This window comes from Kribbella orskensis (genome assembly GCF_004342085.1).
Taxonomy (GTDB): Bacteria; Actinomycetota; Actinomycetes; order Propionibacteriales; family Kribbellaceae; genus Kribbella; species Kribbella orskensis.
This window is the reverse complement of sequence record NZ_SLWM01000005.1, coordinates 28211-53473: the sequence shown is the minus strand read 5'-3', so window position 1 is coordinate 53473 and position 25263 is coordinate 28211. Positions and strand designations below refer to the sequence as shown.

Annotated in this window: 23 protein-coding genes and 1 pseudogene; 16 read left to right on the top strand and 8 right to left on the bottom strand. The window is 67.2% G+C overall.

Translation table 11 applies throughout. From position 1 onward, the window contains the following. Positions 1–176: 176 nt before the first annotated feature. Positions 177–1100 carry a phosphotransferase family protein gene (locus EV644_RS15560; protein ID WP_132188999.1) on the bottom strand — a complete coding sequence of 308 codons (924 nt, stop codon included), beginning with the start codon at positions 1098–1100 and terminating at the stop codon, positions 177–179. 510 nt (positions 1101–1610) lie between these two features. Between EV644_RS15560 and EV644_RS15555 the strand changes: the two genes are divergently transcribed. Then, positions 1611–1985 carry a hypothetical protein gene (locus EV644_RS15555; RefSeq protein WP_132188998.1) on the top strand — a complete coding sequence of 125 codons (375 nt, stop codon included), beginning with the start codon at positions 1611–1613 and terminating at the stop codon, positions 1983–1985. A 100-nt stretch (positions 1986–2085) separates the two neighbouring features. Here the strand turns inward: EV644_RS15555 and EV644_RS15550 are convergent, their stop codons facing one another. After that, positions 2086–4374, bottom strand: a complete 2289-nt coding sequence (locus EV644_RS15550; RefSeq protein ID WP_241998192.1) for a helix-turn-helix transcriptional regulator — start codon at positions 4372–4374, stop codon at positions 2086–2088. 59 nt (positions 4375–4433) lie between these two features. Beyond that, positions 4434–4694: pseudogene (locus EV644_RS47755) on the bottom strand (ATP-binding protein); the annotation flags it as partial. Positions 4695–4975: 281 nt separating this feature from the next. Between EV644_RS47755 and EV644_RS15540 the strand changes: the two are divergent. Next, the gene (locus tag EV644_RS15540) at positions 4976–5914 is read left to right on the top strand and encodes a cyclase family protein (protein ID WP_132188995.1); all 939 of its coding nucleotides are present in this window, start codon (positions 4976–4978) and stop codon (positions 5912–5914) included. A 127-nt stretch (positions 5915–6041) separates the two neighbouring features. On the opposite strand, the gene EV644_RS15535 is transcribed toward EV644_RS15540, so the two are convergent. Continuing rightward, complete coding sequence (locus tag EV644_RS15535) at positions 6042–8168, bottom strand: galactose oxidase-like domain-containing protein (protein ID WP_199239841.1); 2127 nt, start codon at positions 8166–8168, stop codon at positions 6042–6044. A gap of 802 nt (positions 8169–8970) precedes the next feature. Here EV644_RS15535 and EV644_RS15530 point away from each other — a divergent pair. Beyond that, the gene (locus EV644_RS15530) at positions 8971–10836 is read left to right on the top strand and encodes a fibronectin type III domain-containing protein (RefSeq protein ID WP_158292838.1); all 1866 of its coding nucleotides are present in this window, start codon (positions 8971–8973) and stop codon (positions 10834–10836) included. A gap of 416 nt (positions 10837–11252) precedes the next feature. On the opposite strand, the gene EV644_RS15525 is transcribed toward EV644_RS15530, so the two are convergent. Together EV644_RS15525 and EV644_RS47175 are read right to left on the bottom strand one after the other, a co-directional pair. Further along, positions 11253–11669 (bottom strand): hypothetical protein, encoded by a 417-nt coding sequence (locus EV644_RS15525; protein ID WP_132188993.1) that lies wholly within the window; start codon positions 11667–11669, stop codon positions 11253–11255. 790 nt (positions 11670–12459) lie between these two features. After that, positions 12460–12588, bottom strand: a complete 129-nt coding sequence (locus EV644_RS47175) for a hypothetical protein (protein WP_255511312.1) — start codon at positions 12586–12588, stop codon at positions 12460–12462. A gap of 20 nt (positions 12589–12608) precedes the next feature. Here EV644_RS47175 and EV644_RS47170 point away from each other — a divergent pair, with 20 nt between their 5' ends. After that, positions 12609–12734, top strand: a complete 126-nt coding sequence (locus tag EV644_RS47170; protein ID WP_255511311.1) for a hypothetical protein — start codon at positions 12609–12611, stop codon at positions 12732–12734. A 399-nt stretch (positions 12735–13133) separates the two neighbouring features. Here EV644_RS47170 and EV644_RS15520 read toward each other — a convergent pair whose 3' ends face one another. Together EV644_RS15520 and EV644_RS47750 are read right to left on the bottom strand one after the other, a co-directional pair. After that, on the bottom strand, positions 13134–13658 hold the full coding sequence (locus EV644_RS15520; protein WP_132188992.1) for a hypothetical protein: 525 nt from the start codon (positions 13656–13658) through the stop codon (positions 13134–13136). Between the two features lie 105 nt (positions 13659–13763). After that, a complete protein-coding gene (locus EV644_RS47750; protein ID WP_369410498.1) occupies positions 13764–14027 on the bottom strand; it encodes a hypothetical protein in 264 nt (87 codons plus the stop codon). Positions 14028–14057: 30 nt separating this feature from the next. Between EV644_RS47750 and EV644_RS47165 the strand changes: the two genes are divergently transcribed. The 12 genes from EV644_RS47165 (at position 14058) to EV644_RS15465 (ending at position 25253) form a co-directional block, all read left to right on the top strand. After that, on the top strand, positions 14058–14186 hold the full coding sequence (locus EV644_RS47165) for a hypothetical protein (RefSeq protein ID WP_255511310.1): 129 nt from the start codon (positions 14058–14060) through the stop codon (positions 14184–14186). 207 nt (positions 14187–14393) lie between these two features. Next, on the top strand, positions 14394–14504 hold the full coding sequence (locus EV644_RS46270) for a type IV secretory system conjugative DNA transfer family protein (RefSeq protein WP_241998190.1): 111 nt from the start codon (positions 14394–14396) through the stop codon (positions 14502–14504). Between the two features lie 195 nt (positions 14505–14699). Further along, positions 14700–15086, top strand: coding sequence for an ArsR/SmtB family transcription factor (locus EV644_RS15510; RefSeq protein WP_132188990.1), 387 nt, complete (start codon positions 14700–14702; stop codon positions 15084–15086). Positions 15087–15110: 24 nt separating this feature from the next. Further along, complete coding sequence (locus tag EV644_RS15505; RefSeq protein ID WP_132188989.1) at positions 15111–16274, top strand: cation diffusion facilitator family transporter; 1164 nt, start codon at positions 15111–15113, stop codon at positions 16272–16274. 30 nt (positions 16275–16304) lie between these two features. Continuing rightward, positions 16305–16766, top strand: coding sequence for a helix-turn-helix domain-containing protein (locus tag EV644_RS47160; RefSeq protein WP_132189381.1), 462 nt, complete (start codon positions 16305–16307; stop codon positions 16764–16766). A 110-nt stretch (positions 16767–16876) separates the two neighbouring features. Next, on the top strand, positions 16877–18001 hold the full coding sequence (locus EV644_RS15495; RefSeq protein WP_132188988.1) for an ArsR/SmtB family transcription factor: 1125 nt from the start codon (positions 16877–16879) through the stop codon (positions 17999–18001). Positions 18002–18051: 50 nt separating this feature from the next. Continuing rightward, entirely contained in the window at positions 18052–19746 is a 1695-nt protein-coding gene (locus EV644_RS15490; RefSeq protein WP_132188987.1) for an ABC transporter substrate-binding protein, read from the top strand. A gap of 11 nt (positions 19747–19757) precedes the next feature. Next, a complete protein-coding gene (locus EV644_RS15485) occupies positions 19758–20798 on the top strand; it encodes an ABC transporter permease (protein ID WP_132188986.1) in 1041 nt (346 codons plus the stop codon). Next, positions 20795–21715 (top strand): ABC transporter permease, encoded by a 921-nt coding sequence (locus EV644_RS15480; RefSeq protein WP_132188985.1) that lies wholly within the window; start codon positions 20795–20797, stop codon positions 21713–21715. Before EV644_RS15485 ends, EV644_RS15480 begins: the two co-directional genes overlap by 4 nt. Before the next feature lie 38 nt (positions 21716–21753). Continuing rightward, positions 21754–23574, top strand: a complete 1821-nt coding sequence (locus tag EV644_RS15475) for an ABC transporter ATP-binding protein (protein ID WP_199239840.1) — start codon at positions 21754–21756, stop codon at positions 23572–23574. A gap of 45 nt (positions 23575–23619) precedes the next feature. Further along, complete coding sequence (locus EV644_RS15470; protein ID WP_158292837.1) at positions 23620–23967, top strand: cupin domain-containing protein; 348 nt, start codon at positions 23620–23622, stop codon at positions 23965–23967. Further along, positions 23964–25253, top strand: a complete 1290-nt coding sequence (locus EV644_RS15465) for a threonine synthase (protein ID WP_132188983.1) — start codon at positions 23964–23966, stop codon at positions 25251–25253. The genes EV644_RS15470 and EV644_RS15465 overlap by 4 nt, the downstream gene beginning before the upstream one ends. The last annotated feature ends 10 nt before the right edge of the window (positions 25254–25263 follow it).

Here is a 25263-nt window from a genome sequence, read left to right as displayed (position 1 = left end):
GTGCGCGTTGCTGCGCCCCGTAGCAGGGCTGGAATCACCCAAGCTTGCCAAAGTCGTCGAACAGTTGCCTGGCCGCAACGGCATGCCTGGCGGCTCCCGCTACGAGTTGAAGTGGGACGGGTTCCTTCACTGAACCAGTCAAGTAGACGCGCTCTTGGCGCACAGAAGCGGGTCAGTCACACGAGCAGCGTTTCGAGCTCTGCAAGCCGGCCGAACATGTCGGGTAGGCCGCGCACGCCGTTGCGCACGGACTCGTGCGACAGCGCGAGGTCAGGGCCTGTGCTCGCCTCAACACCAGCCAGGCACCGGAGGACGTTCCGCCTTGTGTGCCCCAGCCAGCCGCCGATCATGAACACGAACCAGCTTGGACCCGACGGGGGCAGCGCTCCGCCCCCTGCAACGTAGCCGTCGAGGACCGAGCGGAAGATGGCGGGCTCGATGTTGTCGAAGCCAGGTCCCTTCGCGAGGCTCAGCGCGGTCGAGCCAAGCTCACCCGCCAGGTCGAGCATCCCCGAGAGCTCCCAGTCGAGCACTACCGGCCGACCGTCTCGAGCGAGCAGGTTCCACGGTTGGATGTCCCTGTGGGTCAGTACAACAGGGCCTGGCCGTTCGCAGGTGTCGACGAAGTGGGCAATCGCGAGGAGCGTCTCGACATGGGAGGCGAGTTCGTCGGCCCACGGCTGTCCGGTCGACGCCGCCCGCTCGGCGAGCTCGGGCCAGTCCCGTGCCGCCGGGTCCTCGATCGACATGTGGGTCCACTCGACGTCGAGCGCGTGGATGCGCGCGAGAATCTCACCGATCTCGAACGCGTACGCCCCCGACACTGGTGCTTCGGGCATCTTCCTTCCCTCGACCCACCGGTGGACGAGCGTGTGGTGGCTGGCCGAGATCGGCTCCGGCATCGGAATGCCGGCGGCGAAGGCCGCCCGCTCGAACCTGAACACGTCCTCGATGCGGTAGGTCCAGGGGCGGTCGACGAGGTTCAACTCCTTCACCGCGAACGACCCCTGGTCGGTGTCGAGCCGGTAAGTCCGGTTGGCGAACCCGCCGTGGACGCGGATCATCGGCCCGATCGGCGCACCGAGATGCGAAAGATTCACCCCACGCACTCTAGGACTCGGAGTTCATCGATGCACCGCGTTTCTGCGGTTCGTCCAGTACGACGCGGCCTGGTTCCCGGAGCAGATCGCGACATCGCTGCCGCCTGCATGCCGGCGCGGGTCAGGCTGTTGCCGTGTTGTCCCACGCCTGAGCGGGACGGAAAACTCAGCGCGAGGCGACACCGTGGCCATGGGCAACTTGTCGCCCGAACTCTCAGGCCCGGTTGAACTCGAGCTCGCCAAGGCTGTCGAGCAGTTACCAGGCCAGCACGGCAATGCATGACTGGGATCCAGCAGCCGCCGTGCACTGGGGGAGGGCGTCGGCAAGGCGCCGGAGCTGGTTCAGCGGTCGCCGCTGAGCTGAGACAGAGCTTCGGCGCGCGCATCCGGCACCGAAATCTAAGAGGTTCTGCGCCATTTCTGAGGGGGTGCGTCGGATGTGGCTGCGGGCATGTGAGCCGACCGTGAAAGAAGGCGGCGATCCCGCCGCGACGACCTCACGGAGGAATCATGAACCGCAGGTATTCCGCCCTCGCACTGTCAGCAGTCGCGATGGGCGCCGTGGTCCTCACCACGACCGAAGCGTCGGCCATGGGGAAAGACCCTGAAGCCGCGTCCACGTCTCAAAGCGTGCCCGCGCCTCCCGAGTGGCCGGACGAAGGGACCGGCTACCCGGCATCCGAGGGCAAGAGCCCGGAGTACAACTACCCGAACTACGACCCGAAGTACGAAGTCGCTCCCGTGCAGGCGGCGACGGTAGGCCAGAGCCGGTCGGACGACAGCGGGGTCGAGGCCCTGCAGGCTGGTGCCTCCGCACTCGGTGGTGCGGCCGTCGCCTTTACCGGCATGTGGCTGTACCGGCGCCGCCACGCACTGGCCGGTTAGCCGCGGCATTCGGGTTTCTCTGGCGAGAGAAGTCGGCACCCGCACGCCGCTAGAGGTGGGCCGGCGCGCCGATTGGCTGGGACCCGTTCTCCCGTCCCTGTCAGTCGACGCGCTGGCTGCCCAGCCGCTCGGCAAGTGCTGCCGTTTCCACCCGACTCGACGTTCCGGTCTTTCGCAGGATGTTGGAGACATGGACGCTGACAGTCGTGTAGCTGATGACGAGTGCCTTCGCGATCTCACCGTTCGATCGTCCGGCCACCAGGAAGGCCAGGATCTCCCGTTCGCGCGGGGTGAGGCCGCCAAGCGCTGTCGGAGCTTCAGGCATACTCGGCACCGGGACGGGTTCACGAAGCGAGACGCGGGCCATCCGTGCGAGCGACTCGACCTCCTCCTGCAACGGCTGCGCGCCGAGCTCGACAGCAGTCAGGTGAGCCTGCCGCAACAGATCACTCACAGCTGATCCGCGAGATCCGGCAGCCAGCATGGCCTCCGCCCGGCGCAGGCGCGAGACCGCTTCCTCCCAAGGCACACCAGCCGCATGACACGCCTCGATCGCATGCCGCCACAGGTCCGCCTGACCCGTCTGGCCCCTGCAGCGCGCCACCTCGGCATCGAACAGTGCCTTGAACATCGCCACATCCACGGCATCCGGCCGCTCCGCCGTGAACGATTCCGCTGGCCACTTGGCGATCAGGTCATCAAGCGTGGCGACCGCCTGTGCGACACCGTCCGCATCGCCGGCGTCTCGGGCGGCCCGGGCGGTCTCCGCGGCGGCGTGCGCGAATTCCACGAGGATGTCCTCGCTGTAGTGGGGTCTCGCTGCATTCGGCACGACGATCCGGCGTCTGAGCCACTGCAGCGCCTTCTGCGGTTCACCGGACGCCAGGAAGACTTCTGCGCCGGCGAGGGTCAGGTCTCCGCGGAGACCGGCGAAGTCCTCGGAGATCAGGTTCAGAGCCCGGTCCAGGTGCAGCTTGGCCTCTGCGATGCGCCCGGACCGAGCGGCCAGCTGTGCAGCCGTTAGTCGAACCGATGCTCCTGCGATGCCTCCGCAGCGCGCTGCCAGCGCCGTCCGAAGCAGCTCGCGACAATCGTTCCAACGTCCCTGCCACAGAAGCCCTTCCGCGGCGTGTGAGGCGAGGAAATACGCCCACTCCGACCCCGCCGCGAGCACCTCTTGGAACGCCCCTTGAGCCACGACAGTGGCCTCGTTGACCCGGCCGAGATGTTTCAAGCACCTGACCTGCCAGATCGCTGCCTCCTCCAACCAGTCCGTGGAACCGCACGACCGAGCAAGCCGCACGGCCTCCTCCGCGTCCGCCAGTGGGTTCGAGGCGAGGTCATGAAGATGTACGAAAGCGCGCGTGCTGAGGGCGCCTGCCAGCGCCAGTTCCGACCCGGATCTCCGTGCAGCCTGCACGGCTTCCTCTGCGTGAGCCGCCGCGCTGTCGTACGACTTGTCCCAGCGCTCGGCAAAGGCCAACCCCGCCAACGCCAAGGCACGCTCGGCGCTGTCGGGATAGGCCTGGGTCAGCTGACCCGCCTCGACGAGCTCGTCGACACCCGCCTTCATGGGCGCCGAGCCGCGATATGTCGCTTCCCACCACGCGAGCAACAGGGTGCTGGTCAGGAGCGGCTCGGAATCCCGGTCGACCACGCACAACGCCTCTCTCACCAAGTTGACAGCAGAGTCGAGTCGGCAGGCTCGTCCGCTGACGCGGCTCGCCCGGCGGAGCAAATCGACATGTCCAACTCGTGAGCCTCGGACGTCCGGCGAGATCTGGTCCCACAACGAGCAGGCACGCTCCAGGTGGATGGCCTCCTCGGATGTGGCGCACAGCTCGGCTGCGTGGCCCGCAGCGGTAAGCGACCACCGGTAGGAATCGTCGACTCTCCCGGCGTGATGGTTGTGGACTGCCAGGTCGGCAGCCACGCGACCGTCTTGCCCACCCGGCATGCCCTCGAGCACGCGCACGTAGGTCGCGTGCACCTTTACCCTCTCGCCGTGCGGCACACCGTCGTACAGGACCTCGGCGAGAAGCGGGTGGCGGAACCAGGGCCGGCCGTCACCGTCGGGTAGTACGACGCCGTGGTCCTGGGCCTCGGTCAGGCAGCCGGTGAGTAGGCCGGGTTCGACACCGTGTTCGGCGACCACGCCGGCAAGCACCGCGAGGTCGGTCGGGCGGCCGCCGACCGCGAGTACACGGGTCGCCTGGCGCGCGGCCGCGGACAAACCGTGCCAGCTGGCCAGCAGCGCGTCGCGGAGCGCCGCGGGTGCCGTGGCCGGGAGTCCTGGCTCGTCCCCGGACAGGCCACCGACCAGGAGTTCGGTGAGGTAGGGGTTACCGGCCGAGCGCTCGTAGATCTGGGCTGCGAGGTCGATGTCCACAGCACGGCCGAGCAGGTCCTGGATCTGGGTCTCGGTTGCTCCTGAGCGTTCGCCTGTGCCAGCCAGGACTGGAGCGCACCGGTCACCGGCGCGAACGGAACGGACGCCTCACCGAAGTGCACGCAGGTTCCCCAGAGCACTCGGATCTCGGTGCCGAGGGCGTCGCAGACTTCCCGGACCAACCGAGTCTTCCCCACGCCCGCCTCGCCGTGCACCATCACTGCACACGGACGACCACACGCGGTCGCCTTCAGGGCATCCGCGAGAAGTCGCTCCTCGACCCCTCGGCCAACGAGCCGACGACTCGGCCGTGCTTGCACTGCCCCCACGCACACAGTGTCCACCTGCCGGTCCGGCTCGGATAGGCCACCCAAGCTCGACGACCGCGACGGGGCGCCCGGCCAGACGGGTCCGACCAACGCCGGAATGCCATGGCCACCGACAACGCCATCGGTGGTGGGCTGGTCGCTGACGATTGTAGTGTCATGCCAGTTCAGCGGGCCTTGGCATGTGAAAGGGGGGGCGGGATACCTACCCTGCCTGCGGTGCCTCGAACCGCCTGACCGGAGGAGTCGATGCTGGGATGACGGCAAGGCGACCGATGCCCACACAGGACGACGTGCTCGGGTACTTCAACACGCTGTCGAACTGGGGACGGTGGGGCGACGACGACGAGCTCGGCACTCTGAACCACATCACCGACGATGTCCGGCTGGCGGCGGCGCGGGCCGTGCGCCACGGCAGGAGCATGTCGTGCGCATGGGAGGTCGCCGTACCGGAAGAAATGGAGCGGTCGACGACGACTTGCCCGTGCGCCGCCGACATGCCGGGCGCCGAGCACATGCCGGTGCCCGGATTCCGCGCTGACCGGCGCTGGGGCTTTTCGAACGAGCGGCTCGGCATCATGTTCCACGGCAACACGATCACCCACATCGACTCGCCGTGCCACATCTTCTGGGACGGCACGATGTACAACGGGCGGTCGCACTCGTTGGTCGACGCCGCAACGGGATCGGCGTGGGCGGCCGTCACGGCGGCGGCGAACGGGATCATCACGCGTGGTGTCCTGCTGGACATTGCGAGGGTCCACGATGTGCCGTGGTTGGAACCGGGGCAAGGTGTGTTTCCCGACGATCTCGAGGAGGCCGAGCGTCGCCAGGGTGTGCGGGTGCGATCCGGCGATGCGGTACTCCTGCGGACCGGCTATGGCCGCGTTCGGCACGAGGCCGGTGAGGCCAGCGGGTTCACGCAGGCCGGCTGGCACGCGTCCTGCCTGCCGTGGCTGCACGAACGGGAGGTCGCGCTGATCGGCGCTGACACCCCCCAGGACGTTCAGCCGTCGGGGTACGAAGACGTGTTGATGCCGGTACACGCCGTGAGCCTCGTTGCGATGGGTCTGTGGCTGCTCGACAACTGCGACCTGGAGGTGTGCGCGACGACGGCTGCCGAGCTCGGCCAGTGGGACTTCCAGCTAGCAGTCGCGCCGGTCCGCTTCGCCGGTACGTCCGGCAGCCCGGTCAACCCGATCGCCACATTCTGACCGCGGGACTCGCGCCCGACGGTGTCGGCACCCTTCACCGTCTGGGAGTGGATCAGCCCTGCGCTGGGCTGCGGGTTACGCCCTTCGGCGATCCGCAGCTGTTCACGCACCACCGGGAGGATCTGCACTAGTACCGGAACACCTGGGTCGCGGAGCCGTTGCAGTTGGCCAGGGTAACGGGCTCCGCGTTGTTTCGCCCGGGGGCTGACAGGCAGAGTTTGGGTTTCGTGGTCGACCGGATGCTGCCGTTCGCGTTGACGGTCCACTTCTGCGCCGGATCGACGCTGCTGCAGATGTCGGTTCGCAGCGGAGCCCCTACGCGCAGGTTGCCGGCCGGTACGTCCGCGCACATTCCGAGTGCTCGCAACGTGCCGTCCGCCGGGTGCGTCCAGCGCTGTGCTCCCGTGCCGTTGCAGTCCCACAGCTGGACCTTGGTGCCAGGCACGGTCGAGCTGTGGTCGATGTCCAGGCACCTGTCGCCTGGTCCGGCGATGGTCAGCCGTACGGGCGCCGGAGCTGGTGGGGCCGTGGCGGTCAGCTGGACCATCCGCGCCACCGACGGCACGCCGTTGCTGTCGACAACGAACATCATGTAGAAGCCCGGCGGCGCGGCGTTGACATTGGCCGGTGAGGCGACGGTCAGAGTCGTCCCGGCGACGCTGAACGTCAGGGGCACGTAACGCTGGCCCTGGTCATCGCCGTGGGTCGGCGCACCGAGCCCCACCAGGCCCACCTTGACGATCGACCCGGCCTGCGGCGAGGTCACTGAGAACGTGTTGCCGTACGACGCGATCGTGGGTGCTCCGGTGATCGCCGGACGAGCCGCGAGCTGCCCGTCGGCGCCGTACAGGTAGGGCGGCGTGAAGTACTCGATGTTCTTCTCCAGGTAGCCGACCCGCTGGCATTCCCCGCAGATCCCGCCTCCGCCGGTCATCACTCGGCCGTCGGGCAGCAGCAGGGCGGTCGAGTGGTACTGGCGGATCCGGTTCGCGGCGCCGAGCGTGCGCCAACTACCCGTTTCGGTGTCGTACAGCTCCGCGGCGTACACGGGACTGGCCAGGTTGACGCCGCCGTCGCTCACGACGGCGTTCATGCCGCCAGTGGCCAGGGCATCGCCGTCGGCGAGGACCGTCAGGTTGTGCTGCCGCCGCCCGGTCGCCATCGAGCCGGTCGGCTGTGCCTGTGTCGCGCCGTTGGAGTCCACGATCACCGCGGTCCGGGTCGGCACACTGACCTTGCCGTCCTCGGCGACGATCCCGCCGCCGGCTACCAGCGTCTTGCCGCCCCGGATCGTCGCAAAGCTGGCGTAGTCGCGGTTGATCGTGTCGCGGAGGGACGTCGCCACCTGTGTGCCGGCACCGCTGGTCTGCAACGTGCGCATGGTGGTGCCGGTTCCGACCAGGTCGACGTTTCCGTCCGGGCGGACGGTGAGCAGCGGGTACAGCCGGCTGGACGGGGTGGTGAACCCGGTGAGCAGGCGGATCCACTGGTTGGTCTGATGGACCTCGGCGTTCTCCGGACCGCCGCCCTGGATCAGGGCTTCCTGGTTCGGCAGTGCGGTCACGGACGGGTACCAACGCTCGGCGGCCATGTCCGGCCCGCGCCGCCAGGTCTCCGTTCGCCAGTCGAACAGGTGCGTCTTCCGGATCCCGTTCAGCGACGTATTTCGGTTGCCTCCAGCAACAAGGACGGTTCCGTCGGACAGTTGTGCGTAGCCGGCGCAGAAGATGTTGTAGCCCTGCACATCCACCCGCTTGCTGGTGTTCGTCGCCGGGTCCCACACCGCGGCCCGGGTGAACGACTGATCGCTGTACGACTCGGCCGGGCCGTCGCCGACGGAGTCCCACATGAGCACCTTGCCGTTCGGCAGCATCGCGTTGAACACCGGCACGACCGGAGTGTTGACCACGCTGCTCCACGCCCCGGAGACCGCCGGATCCGCGGCCGCCGCAATGGCGTCCGCCACCGCCTGCTCCTTCGGGGAGCGGCGGCCGGGGCGTTGGCCGGTCTGCCGGGTCACCTCGTCGGACCGGGCCTTCGCGGCGCGCTCGATCTCGTTCATCGGGACACCAACGAGGTCCTCGGCGGCATGGTCATGGTCACCGTGGTCGTGTCCGCCAGGGCTCGCTGCGGTGCCGGTGGCAGGGGTCGGCGGGGTATCGTGCGCGGTCGCCGGCACGGTGGCGGTGAGAATCACGACGAGCGGAACGGTGACGGCGACGGCCGCCCGGGTACGCGAAAAGACTGAGCGCATGACAGGTCCCCCCTGCAGCCGACGCGATCATGGCCGACAATGCTGGGGTCAGCCTGGGCACTCCCGATGGATGTCGTCAACGTCCCGTCAGGTCACAATCTGCGATCGTTACTGCCCGGATTGTCGCGATCACCCGCCGTGCGGCGAAGGTTTTCGCTGATTGTGCGCGACGTCTGATCACGACCTGGACGACGTCGTACCTACAGCGGGACTATTCGCCGTCCCCTGATCTCTTGCCGAGCGATGTCTTGGACGAGGATCTTGCGAGAATACCGGACCATAAATCACTGGAATGGCGTCTATGGAGAGCAGTTCGCGACATCTGTCTTTGCAACAATTCGCCTTAACTAGTGTGCGGCGCGGCTGAAGTTGTTTGACGGTGTGGGTGGGTGAGAATGTGGCATGCGATACCTCGACACCATCGGATGCCAAACTCAGCGACAACGAACCGCTTCCCGCAGGTCTCCAACCACTCAATCCAGTGTCGGAGAGCCAGGGAGAAGCCTGACGGCCGACTGAAGGCGGCCCCGCACCCTCCGGGGCCGCCGCGCGGCTCATGGCAGTGTGCCGGCGGGAGGCTTGAGGCGCCCGCCAAGTCCTGACGGCGGTCGGCGGCAGGCTCGCAGATGCGGGTCGGCGGGCCGAAAATTTAGGTCGCTTGAGCGATTGCGCCCAGCGGGGGCGGCTGTCAGTATCTCTTCACTATCGCTCAAGCAGCGTGGCGGTTGGTGGTTGAGGCCCAGGGGGTCCGATGAAGCTGCGCGGCGTATTCGTTCTGTTGGTTCTTTTGCCGGTTCTGTTGGTGATTCCGACCTCGGCGTTCGGGGCTACGAAGCTGCCTGCTCCGACGATTACGTCGGCGGTAGCCACGGCCGCGACCTCGGTCGACGTGTCGTGGACTGTGGTCGATCGGGCGACCGGTTATGAAGTGCGCTGGACGGCGTACGGGGAGGTGGAGTCCCTCGCCACCACCGGCATCTCGGCGAAGCTGAAGGTCTTCGCCGCGACGCCGTACACGATCGAAGTGCGGGCCCTGGGGCGCAATGCGGCGTCGCCTTGGAGTGCACCAGCGCAGCTCACCACTCCGCCGGCGCCCCCGGCGTCGGTGGTCGGCACCGCAGTTCGGCCCGACCTGGTGCAGTTGACGTGGCAGTCCGGGTACGGGGAGGCGAAGTACGAGGTGTATGCCGTGGCCGCGGACGGTTCGCTCGACGGGCCGCTGCAGACCTGGTCGTACTCCGGCGAGGTGAGCCGCGTCTTCGTGGCGACCTCTGCCGAGACGACGACTTCTTATGTGGTGCTTTCGGTTGCCTACGACGGCCAGCGTTCCGCACCCTCCGAGACGGTCACCGTGACGACGCCGCCACGCTGGCCGAGCGGGGTGGTCTTGTCGGTCTACGGTCCGTTCGACGAGGGCGCGGTGACTCTGAACGCGTACGTGCAGAACTCTCCCGAGGACCGCTTCGTGACCTTGGGTGGGGAGATGACCTTCACGATCGACGGCGGTGAGCCACGGGCCGTCTCGTTGGCCGGCGGCTCGGCGACGATCGAGGTCGACCTGGTGGCAGGCCAGTACGAGGTGGCCGTCTCCTGGACCGGCGACACCGCCTACCTGCCGAGTTCGACCACCGCGATGATCGAGGTTCGCCCGGTGCTCGCTCCGCTCGCGGAGCCCGAGGTCCTTTCCGCCGGCGGAGCCACGTACGACGCTGCCGTCGGTGACGTCACCGGTGATGGACGGCCCGACCTGGTCACCGTGGTGTCGGCCGACAGCGGGAATCTCCTGCAGTTGCGCAGGGGACAGGCCGACGGGTCTCTCGCCGATCCCGTCAGCCGCGCCGTTCCGTTCGGGTCCCAGGAGCTGGCGTTGGGGGATCTGGACGGCGACGGCGACGCGGACGCGGTGCTGCCGTCGCAGGACGGAGTACTCGTCTCGGCGGCTTCGTCGACCGGCTTCGGCCCGCCGTCGCTGCGGCGTACGACGGGAGCGGCGTTCGACGTCGGGATCGCCGACCTCACCGGGGACGGCCTGGCCGATGTCGTGGTGAGCACGACGACTGCGCTCCAGGTGCTGCCGAGTACGGGTCGGCTCTCCACCGGCAAGGCGCAGCCCATCGCTGCCGGCACGGTGGGCCGGATCGAGATCGGCAATGTCACCGGCGACAGTCGCCTCGAGGTGGCGGGCGTCGCGTCCACACCGGACGACCAGGCCGTGGCGGTATGGACTCCGACCGCCGGTGGATGGACCCAAGCCTTCCGTGAACCGGCAGTGGGCGTTGGCGATGTCGCGCTCGGCGACGTCACCGGTGACGGTTTTGCCGACCTGGCGTGGACCGGACCGGCGAGCTACCCGGATTCGGAGACGCAGCTGAGGATCGGGCCGGCCTTCAAACGGCTCGCCGTTCCGTACGCGCCGCCGGTGAGCGGAGTCGGAATGGGTGACCTTGACGGCGACGGCCAGGACAACCTGGTGACCGGGCCGGGCAGCTGGTGGCAGGCGCAGGTCTGGCGGGTGACGGGCACCGAGGTGAGCCCGCCTGCTCCGGTCGAGCTCGGCTTCCCCTTCCTCGCCACCTCCGTCCTGGTGACCGACGTCAGCGGCGACGGCCTCGACGACCTCCTGGTCCTCGACCAGAACGCGGGCCTGGTGATCGTCCGCCGGGCCTGATGCCGCATGTTCGGGGAATGCTCCTGGTCACCTGGCTCTGACCGTGTACCTGACAGGTGGGTGGTCAGGCCTCCTGGCGCAACGACGAGCGTTCGCTAGGGGCCTGGTACCCAGGCCAGGTTGTGTGTTCGTGCCGCCGGAAAATCCAGTGTCCCCAAAGGTTGCTAATAGCAACGTGTCTACGGTTCTGTCGATGACGACAGTCGGAACGTGCCGAAGATGACAGCTCTGGTCGCGGCCTGCGCCGTGGAGGCTGCCGTTGTCCGGGTTGCCGCAACTGTTGCGTCAGCAGTTTTCGGTGCGGGCAGTCTGAGTGCCGCAGTGGCAGGCGTCGGCGGTTCCGCGCTGCGCGAGACGTGAGGAGGGGCGACGTCGCCGCCCCTCCTCTGATTTTTTTCAACTCAAGGTGCACGTCGTCAGAAGGGCCCTGGGATGGTGACCGAGAGTCCGTGCGCGGTGTCTTGGACGGTGACGTCGCCGAAGACGACCCGCATTGGCGGGCTGCACTTGGGCTGGAACGTTGCTGTCAGCGTGAGTTCGAACAGCGCTTTGCCGTTCTGGACCGGGAAGGTGCCCTCGGCGGTGAACGTCTGCTTGTTCGCGGCCTGCGGGAAGTTCTGCCCGGGGTTCAGGCATGCGGCCTGCGCGCTGACCTGGATGGTGACTTGAGTTTCGCTGCCGAGTCCGGCTTCCTTGCCGGAGACGATCAGCGAGTCGCCGCTGCGGGTCACGGTGGGCGTGCCCACGAAGTGTGGGCTTCCCGCGACTGCTTGTGGTGCGAAGAACAGCATCGCCGCGAGTGCCGCGACGAGCATGGTGAAGAACCTGCGCATGGGATCCCCCAAAGGTGATTGCCTGACGGCTGCGGCAGCAGTGAGCTGTCCGCGGCGGCAGGCTGGTTTGTTGCGCAGGAGCGGCTGGACCCGGTGATTGGCCGGTGTGTTGTCCCCCGTGCGGTCGCCCATGATTTCTGGTTGCGCTGCCCCAGACTCGCGCCGGAGGTGCGCGCGCGTTCGGCAGCCCCACGGCCCGCAAGTCAGCGGGCCGAGCCCGGTCGCCACAACATGCCCGCCACACGTTCACGGGCCCCCACCCACTCACATGTCGTCTATCCCTACCCCAGACGTCGTTCCTGACGTTACGCCCAAGGCGGCGACGCGAACAAGGCACCGAACAGCTGAACCGGACCAGCGCCGAGCGGACTGGTGCACGGACCACGACGGTCTGTGATGCAAAAGGCCAACCCCGCCGATCCGGCGGCTCACAGTCACCCGATAGATGCGCACGGCAACCAACATCTCCAAGGTTGCCGTCGCCGGGTTCAGCAAGAGCGTTCCTTGAAAAGTCAATGATTGTAAGGTAATTGTCACTCGGGACTGGCGAGAGTAGGTTTTTGGGCACGGATCCAGAGGTGCCGCGGGTCCATGGCTGGGGGTATGGGGGTCGCGCTGCAGGCGCTCGGAGGGCGCGCGCTGATTCACGGCGCTTCGGTGACGCAGACCGACCCTGCCTGGGCCGGCGACCCGATCTCCTGAGGGGAGAACATGTTCCTATCGCGTGGTTCCGGCGTGCGCGCCGCAACGCGAACGGGCAGGCATGCTTCGACAACCTCCTGTTCGGCAGCTACTCGGTCACCGAGACAGTGCCGACGGGTGACGTGGCCGACGGTCCGATCACCAAGACCGTGGTGGTCAACAACAAGGCGAGTTGCACCGACTCGCCGTACGGCGGCGAGACGGTTGCCTTCGGCAAGACACCTCACCAACCTGTCGGTGTCGGTGGACTCCCAGATCGACGGCTGTACGGCGTCCACGATCGTGTGCACCGGCCCCGACGGCCAGATGGCCATTGGTTCCACCGGCGCCAACGGCGACGGCTCGGCCTCGGCCTCGGCCTGAAGCCCAGTACCTACACCTGCACGGTCGCCGTCGACCCGTAAACCCAAGGGCGATCCTGGAAAGGCGGACCCGCCGGCCAATTCCCCCCCTCGGCCGGCGGGTTCCTCTCACTACTTGCGGGTTCTGGCCTGACAGTCGCGAGTTGCGCGCACGTCGACACCTTCACAGAATTCGTCAAAAGGGGACGGCACGGCCGTCGAACCCCCTCCAATGACTTGGAGGGGCGGGCTCGCCAGTTGGTCGCGGTGTTGTGCAGGGTGACCCGGGCGTTCTTGGCCGGCCACCGGGCCGCCAGCAACCGCGACGACCAGTGCGACACCCCAAGTTCGGGCAGGGGTGCCGCCTCCTGATTCCTCCGGACGCTGGTTGCCGCAGGCAACCAGCTTGCCCGAGGTGGGTTCAGCTCGACTGCGTCGGACCCGACTGGGTCGGGCCGGCCGGATACGCCTGCGGCTGGGCCTGATAGGGCTGCGGCTGGACCGGGTACGGCTGCGTGGGGTCGCCCGCGTACGGCTGCGGCTGCGCGGAGCCAGCCTGGTACGGCTGCGCCTGCGCGGAACCACCCGGATACGGCTGCGCCTGCATGGGGACTCCCGGGTACGGCTGCGTGGGGGCGCCCGGGTATGGCTGCGGCTGCGGCTCTGCCGGGTGGTTGGTGAACAGGGAGCGGACGAAGTTGACGACCAGCAGGGCCGGCAGGATGAACGCCTGGAAGAACATCAGGTAGCTGTCGCCCTGGAAGATGAAGCCCAGGTAGATCCCGTAGCCCAGGAAGCCGATGCCGGCCACCGCGCTGAGGGCACGCGAGCCGACCGACCGGTCGCCCGCCTTGATCGCGGCCAGCGCGACCATTACGGCGCCACTGAGACACAGCAGCACGACGTACCAGGAGAAGAGCGGCTCGAGGCCGAAGTCAAGGTTCACAGGAATCCTCGCTCGAAGAAGAAGAAGGCGGAGCAGAACCCGGCGCACGCTACCGGAGCCTGGGGTCCGGACCCGCGATCCAGGGCAGAAGGGCAGCCCGCGACCTCACGCCAGACACACACCTGGCGTGACAATCCGGCCTCTGACGCCGGATCTCGTTCCATTGCTCCTCATCGGCCGGGACTCTGTTGACGATTGGGCAGCTGATGGTTGCGCACGACATCGACTGTGAGTTCGAACCGGAAGATCAGTACTACGACGGCTTCGGTACGTGTCGGCCAGAAGGCCAGCTTCCTCCTGATCGAGCCTGATCCTGCCGGTTTCGATGAGGCTGAGCCGTGTCTTCTTCCAGCCGAGCTTGTCGACCACGTCCTTCTGCGCGGATCCAGCTTGGCGGCGATGAGCACGAAGGACCTTGCCAAGCTGCTGGCGCCGCTCAGTTCCTACCGGCTGGCGCACGTCTCGGAGACTCCTACGAACATTGTGGGGATCCCGAAACCCTCCGCTCGAGTCCGGAAAGACCGGTGAGTCTGGTGGCGTCCCGGGCTTCCACCTCGCCCGCAGCATGTCCACGGTCCAGCCTGCCTCCGCGATCGCTTTCCTCCGAGACCGGGGGAGCACCTACCTTCTCGGCACAGGCGTCGGTGCCAGCGCGACCTCGGCCTTCATCGCCGCACTCCTCGAAGACATCACCGAAGCCGCCGCCAGATCGCGGCCGGCAACCAAGGAGGACGCATGGAGCCACCTCTCAGTCTGATCCTCGACGAGATCGCGAACCTTTGCGCCGTACCGTCCCTGCCGGCGGCCCAGACGGCGGCCGCACCCTCTCCACCAGCAAGCGGCTGACGGATGGAACTTGGTGCGCGGCCGCCCCAGTTCAGCTTGGCGTTTGGGACACCGTCGCTGAGCAATGGGTCGCCCGCGACCTGTTGCCAGCCGTGGCCACCTGGCATTCCGCTGCGCTGAGCCCTCGGTACGAAGGCGACGCTGAGAGGCGGACGCAACCTTGCCGAGGCGAAGTTTCTTCATTAGTATCTGCATATGCGCGCAGATACGCAATCACGCGGACCTATACCACCCGACGAACAGGTCGCGCTGGCTGTGGAGGTCTTCCGGATGCTGTCCGACCCCACCCGGGTGCGGCTGCTCTGGGCGCTGCTGGACGGCGAGATGGCGGTCAACGAGTTGGCCGAAGCGGTCGGCAAGTCACAGGCCGCGGTATCACAGCACCTGGCCAAGCTGAGGATGGCACGGCTCGTTCGAACCCGAAAGCAGGGCAACCAGGTCTTCTACCGGATCGAGAACTCCCATGCCAGCCAGCTCGTCCAGGACGCGATTTATCACGCCGAGCACTCCGGTGAAGCAATTCCCGAACACCACCGGGCGCCCGGCGCGGTGAGCCACCCTGATCCAGCCACCGGTACCTGACAGAGCGGAGGACTAAGACAGCCGATGAGCACCAGAGAGCACGATCACAAGCACCCCCACGGGTCCGAGCACGACCACACAGGTGGGGCTGCCAACATCCAAGCCGCTGAGCACGGGCACGCGCAGCACGGGAATCACGCGAGACCCGACGGCGAGGCCACTGCTGGGCACGGCCACGGGCATGGGCACGGGCACGGCGACCATGACGATCATGACCACGGCCGCGGGATATGGGCGAAGATCAAGCACGCGCTCGTGCCACACGCTCATGACTCGAACGAAGCGATTCAGTCCGCACAAGAAGCCAGCCAAGAAGGTATTCGTACAGCCTGGATCGGCCTGGCCGGCATGATGCTGACCGCACTGCTCCAGGTCGTCATCGTCTGGGCGTCCGGATCCATCGCCCTCCTGGCAGACACGCTGCACAACCTCGGCCATGCTGCCACGACCATCCCGCTGGTGATCGCCTTCAAGATCGGACAGCGCGCCGCGAGCAAGCGCTACCCCTACGGCTACCGCCGCGCGGAAGACCTGGTCGGGCTCTTCATCTCCCTCGTGATCGCGGCCTCAGCCGGCCTCATCATCTGGGAATCCATCGACGCGCTGGTCGATCCCCACCCCTTGACCAACCTCGGCTGGGTCTTGGCCGCCGGTCTCATCGGCGCGGCCGGAAACGAAGTCGTGGCGATCTACCGCATCCGTGCGGGCAAGCGCATCGGCTCCGCTGCCCTGGTCGCCGAAGGGCAGCACGCCCGAGTCGACGGGTTCACGTCGATCGCCGTCGTGCTCGGTGTCATCGGGGTCTGGCTCGGATTCGAACGTGCCGACGCCATCGTCGGTCTGTTCATCGCCATCGCGATCCTCGGCGTCCTGGTCAGCTCGCTGCGGATCACGATCCGCCGGCTGATGGACGGCGTGGATCACGGCATCATCGACCAGATGACGCAGACCGCGCGTACGGCGGAGGGCGTCGCCGGTGTCGAGACCATGCGCGCCCGGTGGAGTGGCCACCGCCTGGTCGCGGACGCCGAGATCACCGTGGAGCCAGGACTATCGGTGGCCGAGGCGCACAGCATCGCGGAGTTCGTGGAGCACCGGCTCCTCACGAAGACGCCGCATCTGCAGGAGGTCAGCGTCCACGTCCACCCGGCCGGCGTCACGCACCCGCTGACGGGCAGCCTGGCATGACTTCGGTCATGGACGCCCGCTAGCACTGCGCTGTCCCGAAGGGTTCGACCCTTCGGGACAGCGTCTGATCGCAAGAAATATCGACCTCGGCCGCCGCAGCCTTACCCCCCGGCGAGCCGCCGTGGCTCTGTTGGTTCCGCAGCCCGGGATCTGCAGATGTCGCAGCCGTCCTCCAGTCAACGGCTGGCGCGACTGGAGCAACTGGTCGGCGTGCGGCTCTTTGGTGTTGTTCCTACCCTCAGGCGTTGTACTCGACCGATCTGGAGCCGGTGCTTTCGAAGGTGCCGTAGTCGTGTTCGCGACGTACGACGACGCGCCCGACGCTTGCCGGGCGAGCGAGTGGTCGATGCGCCGTTCCGTCATCGGCCGACCATCAGCGTTGTCAGCGGTCAGAACCTCGCTCGGCCCATCGCGAACGCTCTAGGCGACCTACGCAGGGCACTCGGCCTTCGCCCCATCCGCCGGCGTAAGCGGTGGTCGTCCGTGACGTGAAACCTCAGCACCTACAGGGAAAGGCCACCACACCCGGCCTCTTGACGAACACTATCGACGTTCTTAGAGTATCGACCACCATCGATTTTCGAAGCGGAGCGATATCACTCATGAGGCTGATCAGGGGCGTGGATCGCGGCTTGACCTCGGCAGAGTTCCGGGGCGAGGTGACGCTCGACGCCTCGGTCTGTTACGACTTCGTCGTCAGCCTGCGCGCTCTTTTCAATCCCCGCACCTTCACACGGAGCCGCCGCTGGGCCGCCGATCAACTCCCCCGCCTGAGCGACGACCTCGTGTCCAAGGGACGTTTCCTCTTCCAGGGCCTCGACACCGCGCTCGGCTATGGCGCTGCGAGGGTCATCACGGAGCTGTCACCTGGTGCCGGTCCTGCCGACCTGATCGCGGCGATCGCGGCAACGAGGCCCGACGAACTGGCGATGTTCCTGCTCGACACCGGTGACACCCGTCCCGACCGACGCGAGGCGTTCCGCCAAGCCTTGAGCACCGGCAGTGCGTCTACGGTCAAGGATGCTGTCGCAGGTCTGACAGGAGGCTGGGCAAGCCGCTGTCGCAAGGTTCTGCTCGAGCCCGACGTCGTGCAGGCCGATCTGGTGACGTTGCTCGACGGCTACCTGGCGGCGGTGTTCAACGAACACCTCGGCGAGACCACCGGCTTGGTGGAGCGCGCCGGCGACGCGGCGCGCAGTACCCTCGACGCGCTGCCGGCGGCAGCGGCGATCGAGCATCTGACCGGTGGCTACTCATTGGGACCGGACATCGAGGTGCGAACTGTCACGCTCGCGCCGTCGGTGTTCATGTATCCCTTCATGTCGACGCGTCTCGACGAGGCCAGCGGTGCCGCCTTCATCATCTTCGGCGTCCACAGCGACATGTTCGACAGCTACGACCCGGTGCCGATGCGCGCCGAACTGGTCACCGCGTTGAAGGTCATGGCGGATCCGAACCGGTTGACCCTGCTCCGGCTGCTCGCGGACCGGCCGCGCTACACGACCGAGCTCGTCAGCCTGCTGAAACTCGGCCAGCCGACCGTCCATCACCACCTGCACCAACTCCGTACCGCGGGTCTCGTGCGGCAGCAGCGCGACCGCAACGGCATGAAGTACTCGATGCGCGCCGACGTCGCCTCGGACATTCTGCGCTCGCTCGAACAGTGGCTCCTCCGGCCTGGGGGCGGCTCCGAGCCCACTGACGACGAGCATCCCACTCCGCCGTAACGCAGGGCGCCGTACCGGCATCTCTGTCATCGCCCCAGGAAGGGCTCACCATGAAACTCCGCCACCGTCCCCTCCTCGTTCCGACCCTGATCGCGTCCGTACTGTTCGCCACCTCCTGCGGTTTCGGCGCGCACGAACCCGCGACCGACGAGGCCGACCGGCCCCACACCGGGGACACCGGCGGCCGGAAACCGGTCCCGACCATCCGGCTGCTCACCAAGACCGCCGCGAACGATCCGACGCGCTTCGAAATGGCCCGCATGATCGTCGAAGCCTGGCGGGGCGCGGGTATCCCAGCCGAGCTGCTCCCGTTGGACGACGCTCAAATCAACAGCCGGACCTTCCTCGGCAAGGACTACGACGTCGCGCTCGTGTCCTACGGCCCGACACCTGAGCGCCTCGATCCCGAGAACCTCCTCAGCCGGTTCGCCTCACGCAACGCCACCAGCGACGGCAACAACCTCTCGCTCTTCAAGAACAACAAGTACGACGAGCTGTACCAAGCCCAGAACCAGGCCGCGGATGCCGATTCACGCCGCAAGGCAGTGCTCGACGCACAGCGCATCGTGTACGACGAGCTTCCCGCCGTACCGCTGCTCTATCCCAAGGTCGGAGCCGCGTACCGGTCGGACCGCTGGGACGGCATCAAGCCGGCCCTGGGCTATCCGGTCTTCAACATCTGGAACACGACCCAGGCCACGCCGAAGGACGGTCGCGACGTCCTCGTCGTCGGCACCACGTTCGATCCACCGACCCTGAATCCCGTTGTCGCCGAAACCCTCGAGAGCCAGATCCCCATCTCGCTGCTGTACGACACGGCACTCGCGGTCGGTCCCGACGGCAAGACTGTGCAGCGAGCGGCTGACGATGTTCAGGTCCAAGGCGCCACGGTCACGGTCAAGTTACGTGACGGACTCACCTTCAGCGACGGCAAGCCGGTGACCGCCGACGACTTCGCGTTCTCCGCAGCGTACCTGCGTGACCATGGCGCACCGCTGTACTCGGCCGGCCTCAAGAACGTGAAATCCGCCACCGCGAACGGGCTCACGGCCACGCTGACGCTGGCCGGTCCGGCCGCCCACTTCGCCGACGTGACCCTGACGCAGATGCCCATCCTGCCCCGTCACGTCTGGGCGTCCATCGCGGACCCGGCGAAGGCGGCAAACGCGAGCCCGATCGGTTCGGGACCATTCGTGCTCAAGCAGCGCCGGCTCGGCAGCTCCCTCAGTTTCGTTGCCAACCGCAATCACTATGACCCGCCGAAGGTGGCCCGCCTCGAACTCACCATCCTCGGAACCTTCGACGCCGGGGTCGGCGCGCTGAAGTCCGGCGAGATCGACTTGTACGACGACGTGCAGCCCGCCCTGCAGTACGAGTCGCTGCGCAACACCCCCGGAGTGACGGTCGTCGAGACCCAGAGTCACGGGTGGCGGGGGCTGCATTTCAACACCTCGCGTGAGCCGGGCAACGACAAGTACTTCCGCCAGGCGCTGGCCTCGCTCGTCCCGTACGAGGACCTGATCGATGTCGTCCTCAAAGGTGGAGCCGATCGTGGCGGTTCGGTGATCGCGCCAGTTCTCGGGCAGTGGCACGACTCGAGCCTCAAGCCTTTCGAGGAGGACCGGGACAAGGCGATGAACGCACTGCGAGAGGCCGGCTACGCCTTCGGCCCGGACGGCAAGCTCTATTTCCCCGCCGCCGACGCCGACAAGCGGAAGCTGTCCTGCAGCCGCCAGGACTGCTGAAGGATCCGGCGATGACCATCACCCACGCAGTCAGGCCTGTTTCCTCCTCGGGATCGCCCGGTCCGGGCCAGCTCCCCCGAAATCTCTGGCCGTTGTTCCGCTTCGGATTCGTCCGGATCGGCCAGAGCGTACTCACACTGGCCGTCCTTGTTCCGGCGACCTTCCTGCTCTTCCGCGCTGTTCCGGGCGACCCTGCGGCGGCCGTGATCGGGCCGGACGTCGATCCCGCTGTGGCCGAACAGTTGCGGCAGCGGTACGGACTCGACGACCCGCTGCCGATGCAGTTCCAGTCCTACTGCCAGGCCCTGCTGCACGGCGATCTCGGGATGTCGTTCCAGTACAAGGTTCCGGTCACCGACGTACTAGGTGAGGCACTGATCAACACGGCCGTCCTGGTTGTTCCGGCGATCATCCTGGCCGTGCTGATCGGTGTCTGGCTCGGCGCATTCGCGGCGACCAGTCGGCCGCGGGTCGACGGCGGCCTCCGGACCTCGGCCTTCGTCGTCAAAGCGTCACCTGTGTTCTGGGTGTCGACTCTGGCGCTGATGCTGTTCGGGCTCATCCTCGGCTTGGTGCCGTCCATCGGTATGTTCTCCCCCGGGCGAGCAGACGGCGGCACATTCTGGTCGTGGGACTTCCTGCACCATCTGCTCCTCCCCCTGTCGATCCTGGTCATGTACTACCTCGTCGAGCCGATGCTGACGATGCGGACCGCCATGAACGACGTGCTCGGACAGGAGTTCATCGCGCACGGCAAGGCGCAAGGTCTGGCCGCCTCCCGCATCATCTATCGGCACGGTGCCCGCAACGCCATGCTGCCGGTGGTAACTCTGGCGCCCACACTTGTGGACAACGTGATCGGCGGCCAGGTCATCGTCGAGACGGTCTTCTCCTGGCCAGGTATGGGCCGCGCGGTGGTCGAGGCCGTGAACAACTTCGACTACCCGGTCATGCAAGGCGTGTTCCTCCTGACCGCCGTCACCGTGGTCGCTGTCAACGCGACCGTCGACGTCATGTACGCCTACCTCGACCCACGGGTCAGGCTGGCATGAGCGCCGTCACCGACACCGCGCGTGACCTCGGTCGGCGCGGCCGGCGCGCGGGGGCGTCAAGTTGGAGCGCGATCGTCGGGGTCTGGCGTACGCCGGGAGCCAAGCCGGCGTTGATCGCGATCGGACTGTTCGTGATGATCGCGGTGCTGGCGCCCTGGATCGCGCCGTACGGACCGTTCGATCGCCTCCAGACCTCGGACGGTTCGCTCGCCAGGTCACTGCCGCCGAGCCTGGAACATCCCTTCGGCACGACCAGTTACGGCCGCGACGTGTTCAGCCAGGTCATCTGGGGGACCCAACGGACTCTGTCGGTCGGATTGGTCGGAGCCCTGGCAACCGTTGCCGTCGGCGTTAATGTCGGCCTGATCGCGGGATTCGCCGGCGGGCGCACCGATTCGCTTCTGATGCGCATCACCGACAGTGCCTACGCGGTGCCGTTCCTGCCGTTCGCGATCGTCCTCGTGGGCCTGCTCGGGCGCTCGGACGCGGTACTCCTGCTGGCCATCGCCGCGCTCTTCTGGCGGACCAGTGCGCGTGTCGTCCGGTCACAGGTGCTCACCCTGAAGGAGCGCACCTTCGTCCGTGCGGCGGTCGTGGCCGGCGCGAACCGGCGCCGGGTGCTGTACAAGCACATCGCCCCGAACGTCGCCTCGCTCGCCATGTTGTACGGCATCTTCCTCGTCGCGGAGGCGGTCCTCGCGGAGGCGAGCCTCAGCTTCCTCGGTCTCGCGCCCCCGAACTCGATCTCGTGGGGAACGATCATGTTCGACGCGTTCACCTCACCGGACCTCCGGACGGCCTGGTGGTGGGCCTTCTTCCCCGGCCTCACCATCACAGTGTTCGTGCTGTGCACCTCACTGCTCGGCCGGGCGTACGAATCCGCGCAGGCGCAGCGGACGGAAGGGCGGCGGTCATGACCATGCCGGAACCGCGGTCTCTGAACGGACGCCTCGCCGTGGCTGAACCAACGACACCGTTGCTGCAGGTTCGTGACCTGGCGGTGACCTACCAGTCGTCTCACGGCGCCGCACCTGCCCTGCACGGACTCGATCTCAGTCTTGCCCCAGGTAGCACGGTGGGACTGATCGGTCAGTCGGGGTCGGGCAAGACCACTGCAGGCAAGGCGATACTCGGTCTACTGCCTCGCAACGCGGCGGTGACCGGCAGCGTGACGTTCGACGGAACCGACCTGCTCACGACGCCGGAGCGGGCGCGACGGCGGATCCGCTGGGAGCAGCTCGCGCTCGTGCCGCAGGCCGCGATGAACTCGCTCGACCCCGTACTCCGGATCGACGATCAGATCGCCGAGGTCGTTCGCGCGCATTGCAACGTGGATCGGCGTACCGCGATCCGCATGGCCCACCAGGCCTTGGAACGCGTCGGCATCCACCCTGACCGAGCCTCGTCGTACCCACACCAATTCAGCGGCGGGATGCGACAGCGGGCATTGATCGCGATGGCGACAGTCCTGGAGCCGCGGGTGCTGATCGCCGACGAGCCCACCACGGGGCTGGATGTCATCGTCCAGGATCGGATCCTCGAGCTGCTGGTTCAGGCCCGGGACACGTTCGGGTTGTCATTGCTCGTCATCACTCACGACCTCGGCGTCGCGAACGAACTGTGCGACGAGGTGATCATCCTCGAGCGCGGACGGGTGCTCGCGGCCGGCTCACCGCGGAACGTTCTGCGGCCAGCCGCGGCGGCTGACGAGGTGACTCTCGAGCGGTCCGCTATCACCGGCAACAGACCGCCGGTGTTGCAGGCCCTCGACCTGACCGTCCGCTACAAGTCCGGGCGGGGCCTTGCCGCCTTACGCAAGTCCAACGAGGTGACCGTCCTTGACCGCGTGACGCTGACCGTGGCCCCCGGCGAGATCGTCGGGCTCGCGGGCGAGAGCGGGTGCGGAAAGAGTTCCCTGGCATCGGCCCTGGCCGGCCTGTCCGAGATGGCCGACGGCAGCATCCGGATCGCTGGCGTCGACGTCTCCCGAGACGGGCGGACCGACTGGAAACTGTTGCGCCGCGACCTGCAGCTCATCTTCCAGGACCCCTACGAGTCGCTGAACCCGCGGCTCACCGTCCGCCAGACAGTCGTCGAACCACTCATCGCCCAGAAACTCACGACCGACGAGCCCCACTCCCGGGTCGTCATCGCTCTGGAGAACGCCGGCCTGAAGCCTGCGGCGGACTACCTGGATCGGTACCCGCACGAACTCAGCGGGGGTGAGCGTCAGCGAGTGGCCATCGCCCGTGCGCTGGTCGTCGAGCCCCGCGTGATCGTTGCGGACGAACCTGTCTCGATGCTCGACGAGGAAACCGCCGCGGGCGTTGTCGACCTGTTCGCCGACCTCGCCCGGCGTCTGCACGTCGCCATACTGCTTGTCGCCCATGATGTCTCCCTGCTCCGCAGGGTCTGCGACCGGGTGGCCGTCATGTACATGGGCCGGATCGTCGAGACCGGCCCGGCGAGCGACGTGCTCGACACACCTGTCCACCCGTACACGGCGGCCCTGGTTCGCGCCGTACCGTCGCGCACACCCGGAGTGCGCCGCGACCGTGTCCTGCTCAACGGCGAACCGCCGTCATTGCTGAACCGCCCCGCCGGCTGCGCATTCCACCCGAGATGTCCCCGGCGGTCAGCTGTCTGTGAACTCGACAACCCGGTGATGACCATCACCGGCCCCACGGACAGCAGCGAGGCAGGCGACCACCATCGCTACGCCTGCTGGCACCCCGCGAACGGCATCGGTCAGCACGACGGGACGTCCACCGGCTGATCGATCCCATCCATCACCCAATGCATGACAAGTGGAGGCACAACCATGAAGGTCATCACCCCCAACGATGTCGAGACCCACGACAACGAGACCCGCACGAGCTGGCGCCTGCTCACCCCTGAGACGCTCGGCGAGACCCACGGGGCGCGCGCCGCGCTGATCGAGTACAAGTATCGGGAGACCGAACCGACCGACGACGAGCTGGGCGGGGAGCACGACCACGCCGAGTACTACTACGTCATCTCGGGCTCGGGTGTCATCGGGCTCCCCGGGAAGCGCATCCCCATCAAGGAGGGCTCGGCGTTCGTCGTACCGGTCGGTGTCCGGCACTCGATCTGGGGCGCGTCGTCCGACGCACCGGTCCAGGCGTTCTTCGTCGCGCTCAAGCCATGAGCCTGAGCATCCAGGCGGATGCTGCCGCTGCCCTGTCGTCCTCCCTGGCGACCGGGCAGCGCACCATCCATGCCCACGACCTGACCTATTCACTCTTGCCACCGCTGACCGCCGGGTGCCCACGCACAAGCAACGCCGACATCTCGTACCCGCTCGAGGTCAGCTACGACTACGCCGCGGTCGGCTCAGAACTGCGGCAAGCTCTCTTTGACCGTCGGCACCTGCCCGACGACATCCTCAGCTGGGCGCCTCTGCTACCGCCACTCGACAGCCGGCTCGGACTGGGGATCGGCGGCACGCCCTTGGTCGACGTGTCCGCCGCGTTCAGGTCGAACGCTCCGGTGCTCGTCAAGGACGAGAGCCGCAACCCGACGTGGAGCCACAAAGACCGGCTCAACCTCTGCACTGTGAGCGCAGCGGCCCTCTCGGGCGCACCGGGAGTTGTCGTTGCCTCGTCCGGCAACCATGGCGCATCGGCAGCCGCGCTGTCAGCCCGTGTCGGACTGCCCTGCATCGTCGTAATGTCTCCCGGCGCTCCTGCGCTCGCAGAGTCCTTCGTCGGGGCATACGGCGCAACAGTGCTGTCGGTTCCGAGGGACGCGCGCTGGGGCGTGGTGAAAGACATCGTCGACAAGCTCGGCTTCCACCCGGTCAGCAACCAGACCACAACCCATACCGGGCACCCGTTCGGTCCCGAGGGGTACAAGACGATCGCTTACGAGCTCTACATCCAGCTCGGCCACCGCCTGCCTGGGGCGGTGTTCGTCCCGACCGGGTACGGCGAGCTGCTCTATGGCGTCTGGAAGGGGTTCGAGGAACTACGCCTGCTCGGTGTCGTGGACTCGGTTCCGTCGCTGTACGCGTGCGAGATCGGCAGCCGCGCCGTACTCGCAACCGCCCTCGCACAACACCGCCCGGCCGTCACCGTCGACTTCACACCGACCGACGCGTACTCGTTGGCCACGACGACGGGCGGCTACCGGAGCACCCACGTCATGAACCACACGACTGGACGAGTCATCGGTGTCGACGACCCCGACCTCGTCCGGGCTCAGGACGACCTGTCCGGCCAGGGCATTTGGCAGGAACTGTCCGGCGTCGCCAGCGTGGCCGGCCTGCGGACCGCACTACAGCAAGGCGACACCTTCGACGGCCCGATCGTCTGCGTGTGCACCTCAACCGGCCTCAAGGACAAGAACGCGTTGCGCTACGAGGCCATCGAATCGGCACCCGACTGGGACACCCTGTCCGACCTACTCCGACGACAAGGCCTCACCGTCGCCTAGGACCCGCACT

What these genes read in the sequence shown, in the direction of transcription:
- EV644_RS15555 (WP_132188998.1), top strand. Translation starts at nt 1,611, where the DNA reads ATGAACCGCAGGTATTCCGCCCTCGCACTGTCAGCAGTCGCGATGGGC.
- EV644_RS15540 (WP_132188995.1), top strand. Translation starts at nt 4,976, where the DNA reads ATGCCCACACAGGACGACGTGCTCGGGTACTTCAACACGCTGTCGAAC.
- EV644_RS15535 (WP_199239841.1), bottom strand. Translation starts at nt 8,168, where the DNA reads ATGCGCTCAGTCTTTTCGCGTACCCGGGCGGCCGTCGCCGTCACCGTT.
- EV644_RS15525 (WP_132188993.1), bottom strand. Translation starts at nt 11,669, where the DNA reads ATGCGCAGGTTCTTCACCATGCTCGTCGCGGCACTCGCGGCGATGCTG.
- EV644_RS47165 (WP_255511310.1), top strand. Translation starts at nt 14,058, where the DNA reads ATGAGCACGAAGGACCTTGCCAAGCTGCTGGCGCCGCTCAGTTCCTAC.
- EV644_RS46270 (WP_241998190.1), top strand. Translation starts at nt 14,394, where the DNA reads ATGGAGCCACCTCTCAGTCTGATCCTCGACGAGATCGCGAACCTTTGC.
- EV644_RS15510 (WP_132188990.1), top strand. Translation starts at nt 14,700, where the DNA reads ATGCGCGCAGATACGCAATCACGCGGACCTATACCACCCGACGAACAG.
- EV644_RS15505 (WP_132188989.1), top strand. Translation starts at nt 15,111, where the DNA reads ATGAGCACCAGAGAGCACGATCACAAGCACCCCCACGGGTCCGAGCAC.
- EV644_RS15495 (WP_132188988.1), top strand. Translation starts at nt 16,877, where the DNA reads ATGAGGCTGATCAGGGGCGTGGATCGCGGCTTGACCTCGGCAGAGTTC.
- EV644_RS15490 (WP_132188987.1), top strand. Translation starts at nt 18,052, where the DNA reads ATGAAACTCCGCCACCGTCCCCTCCTCGTTCCGACCCTGATCGCGTCC.
- EV644_RS15485 (WP_132188986.1), top strand. Translation starts at nt 19,758, where the DNA reads ATGACCATCACCCACGCAGTCAGGCCTGTTTCCTCCTCGGGATCGCCC.
- EV644_RS15480 (WP_132188985.1), top strand. Translation starts at nt 20,795, where the DNA reads ATGAGCGCCGTCACCGACACCGCGCGTGACCTCGGTCGGCGCGGCCGG.
- EV644_RS15470 (WP_158292837.1), top strand. Translation starts at nt 23,620, where the DNA reads ATGAAGGTCATCACCCCCAACGATGTCGAGACCCACGACAACGAGACC.
- EV644_RS15465 (WP_132188983.1), top strand. Translation starts at nt 23,964, where the DNA reads ATGAGCCTGAGCATCCAGGCGGATGCTGCCGCTGCCCTGTCGTCCTCC.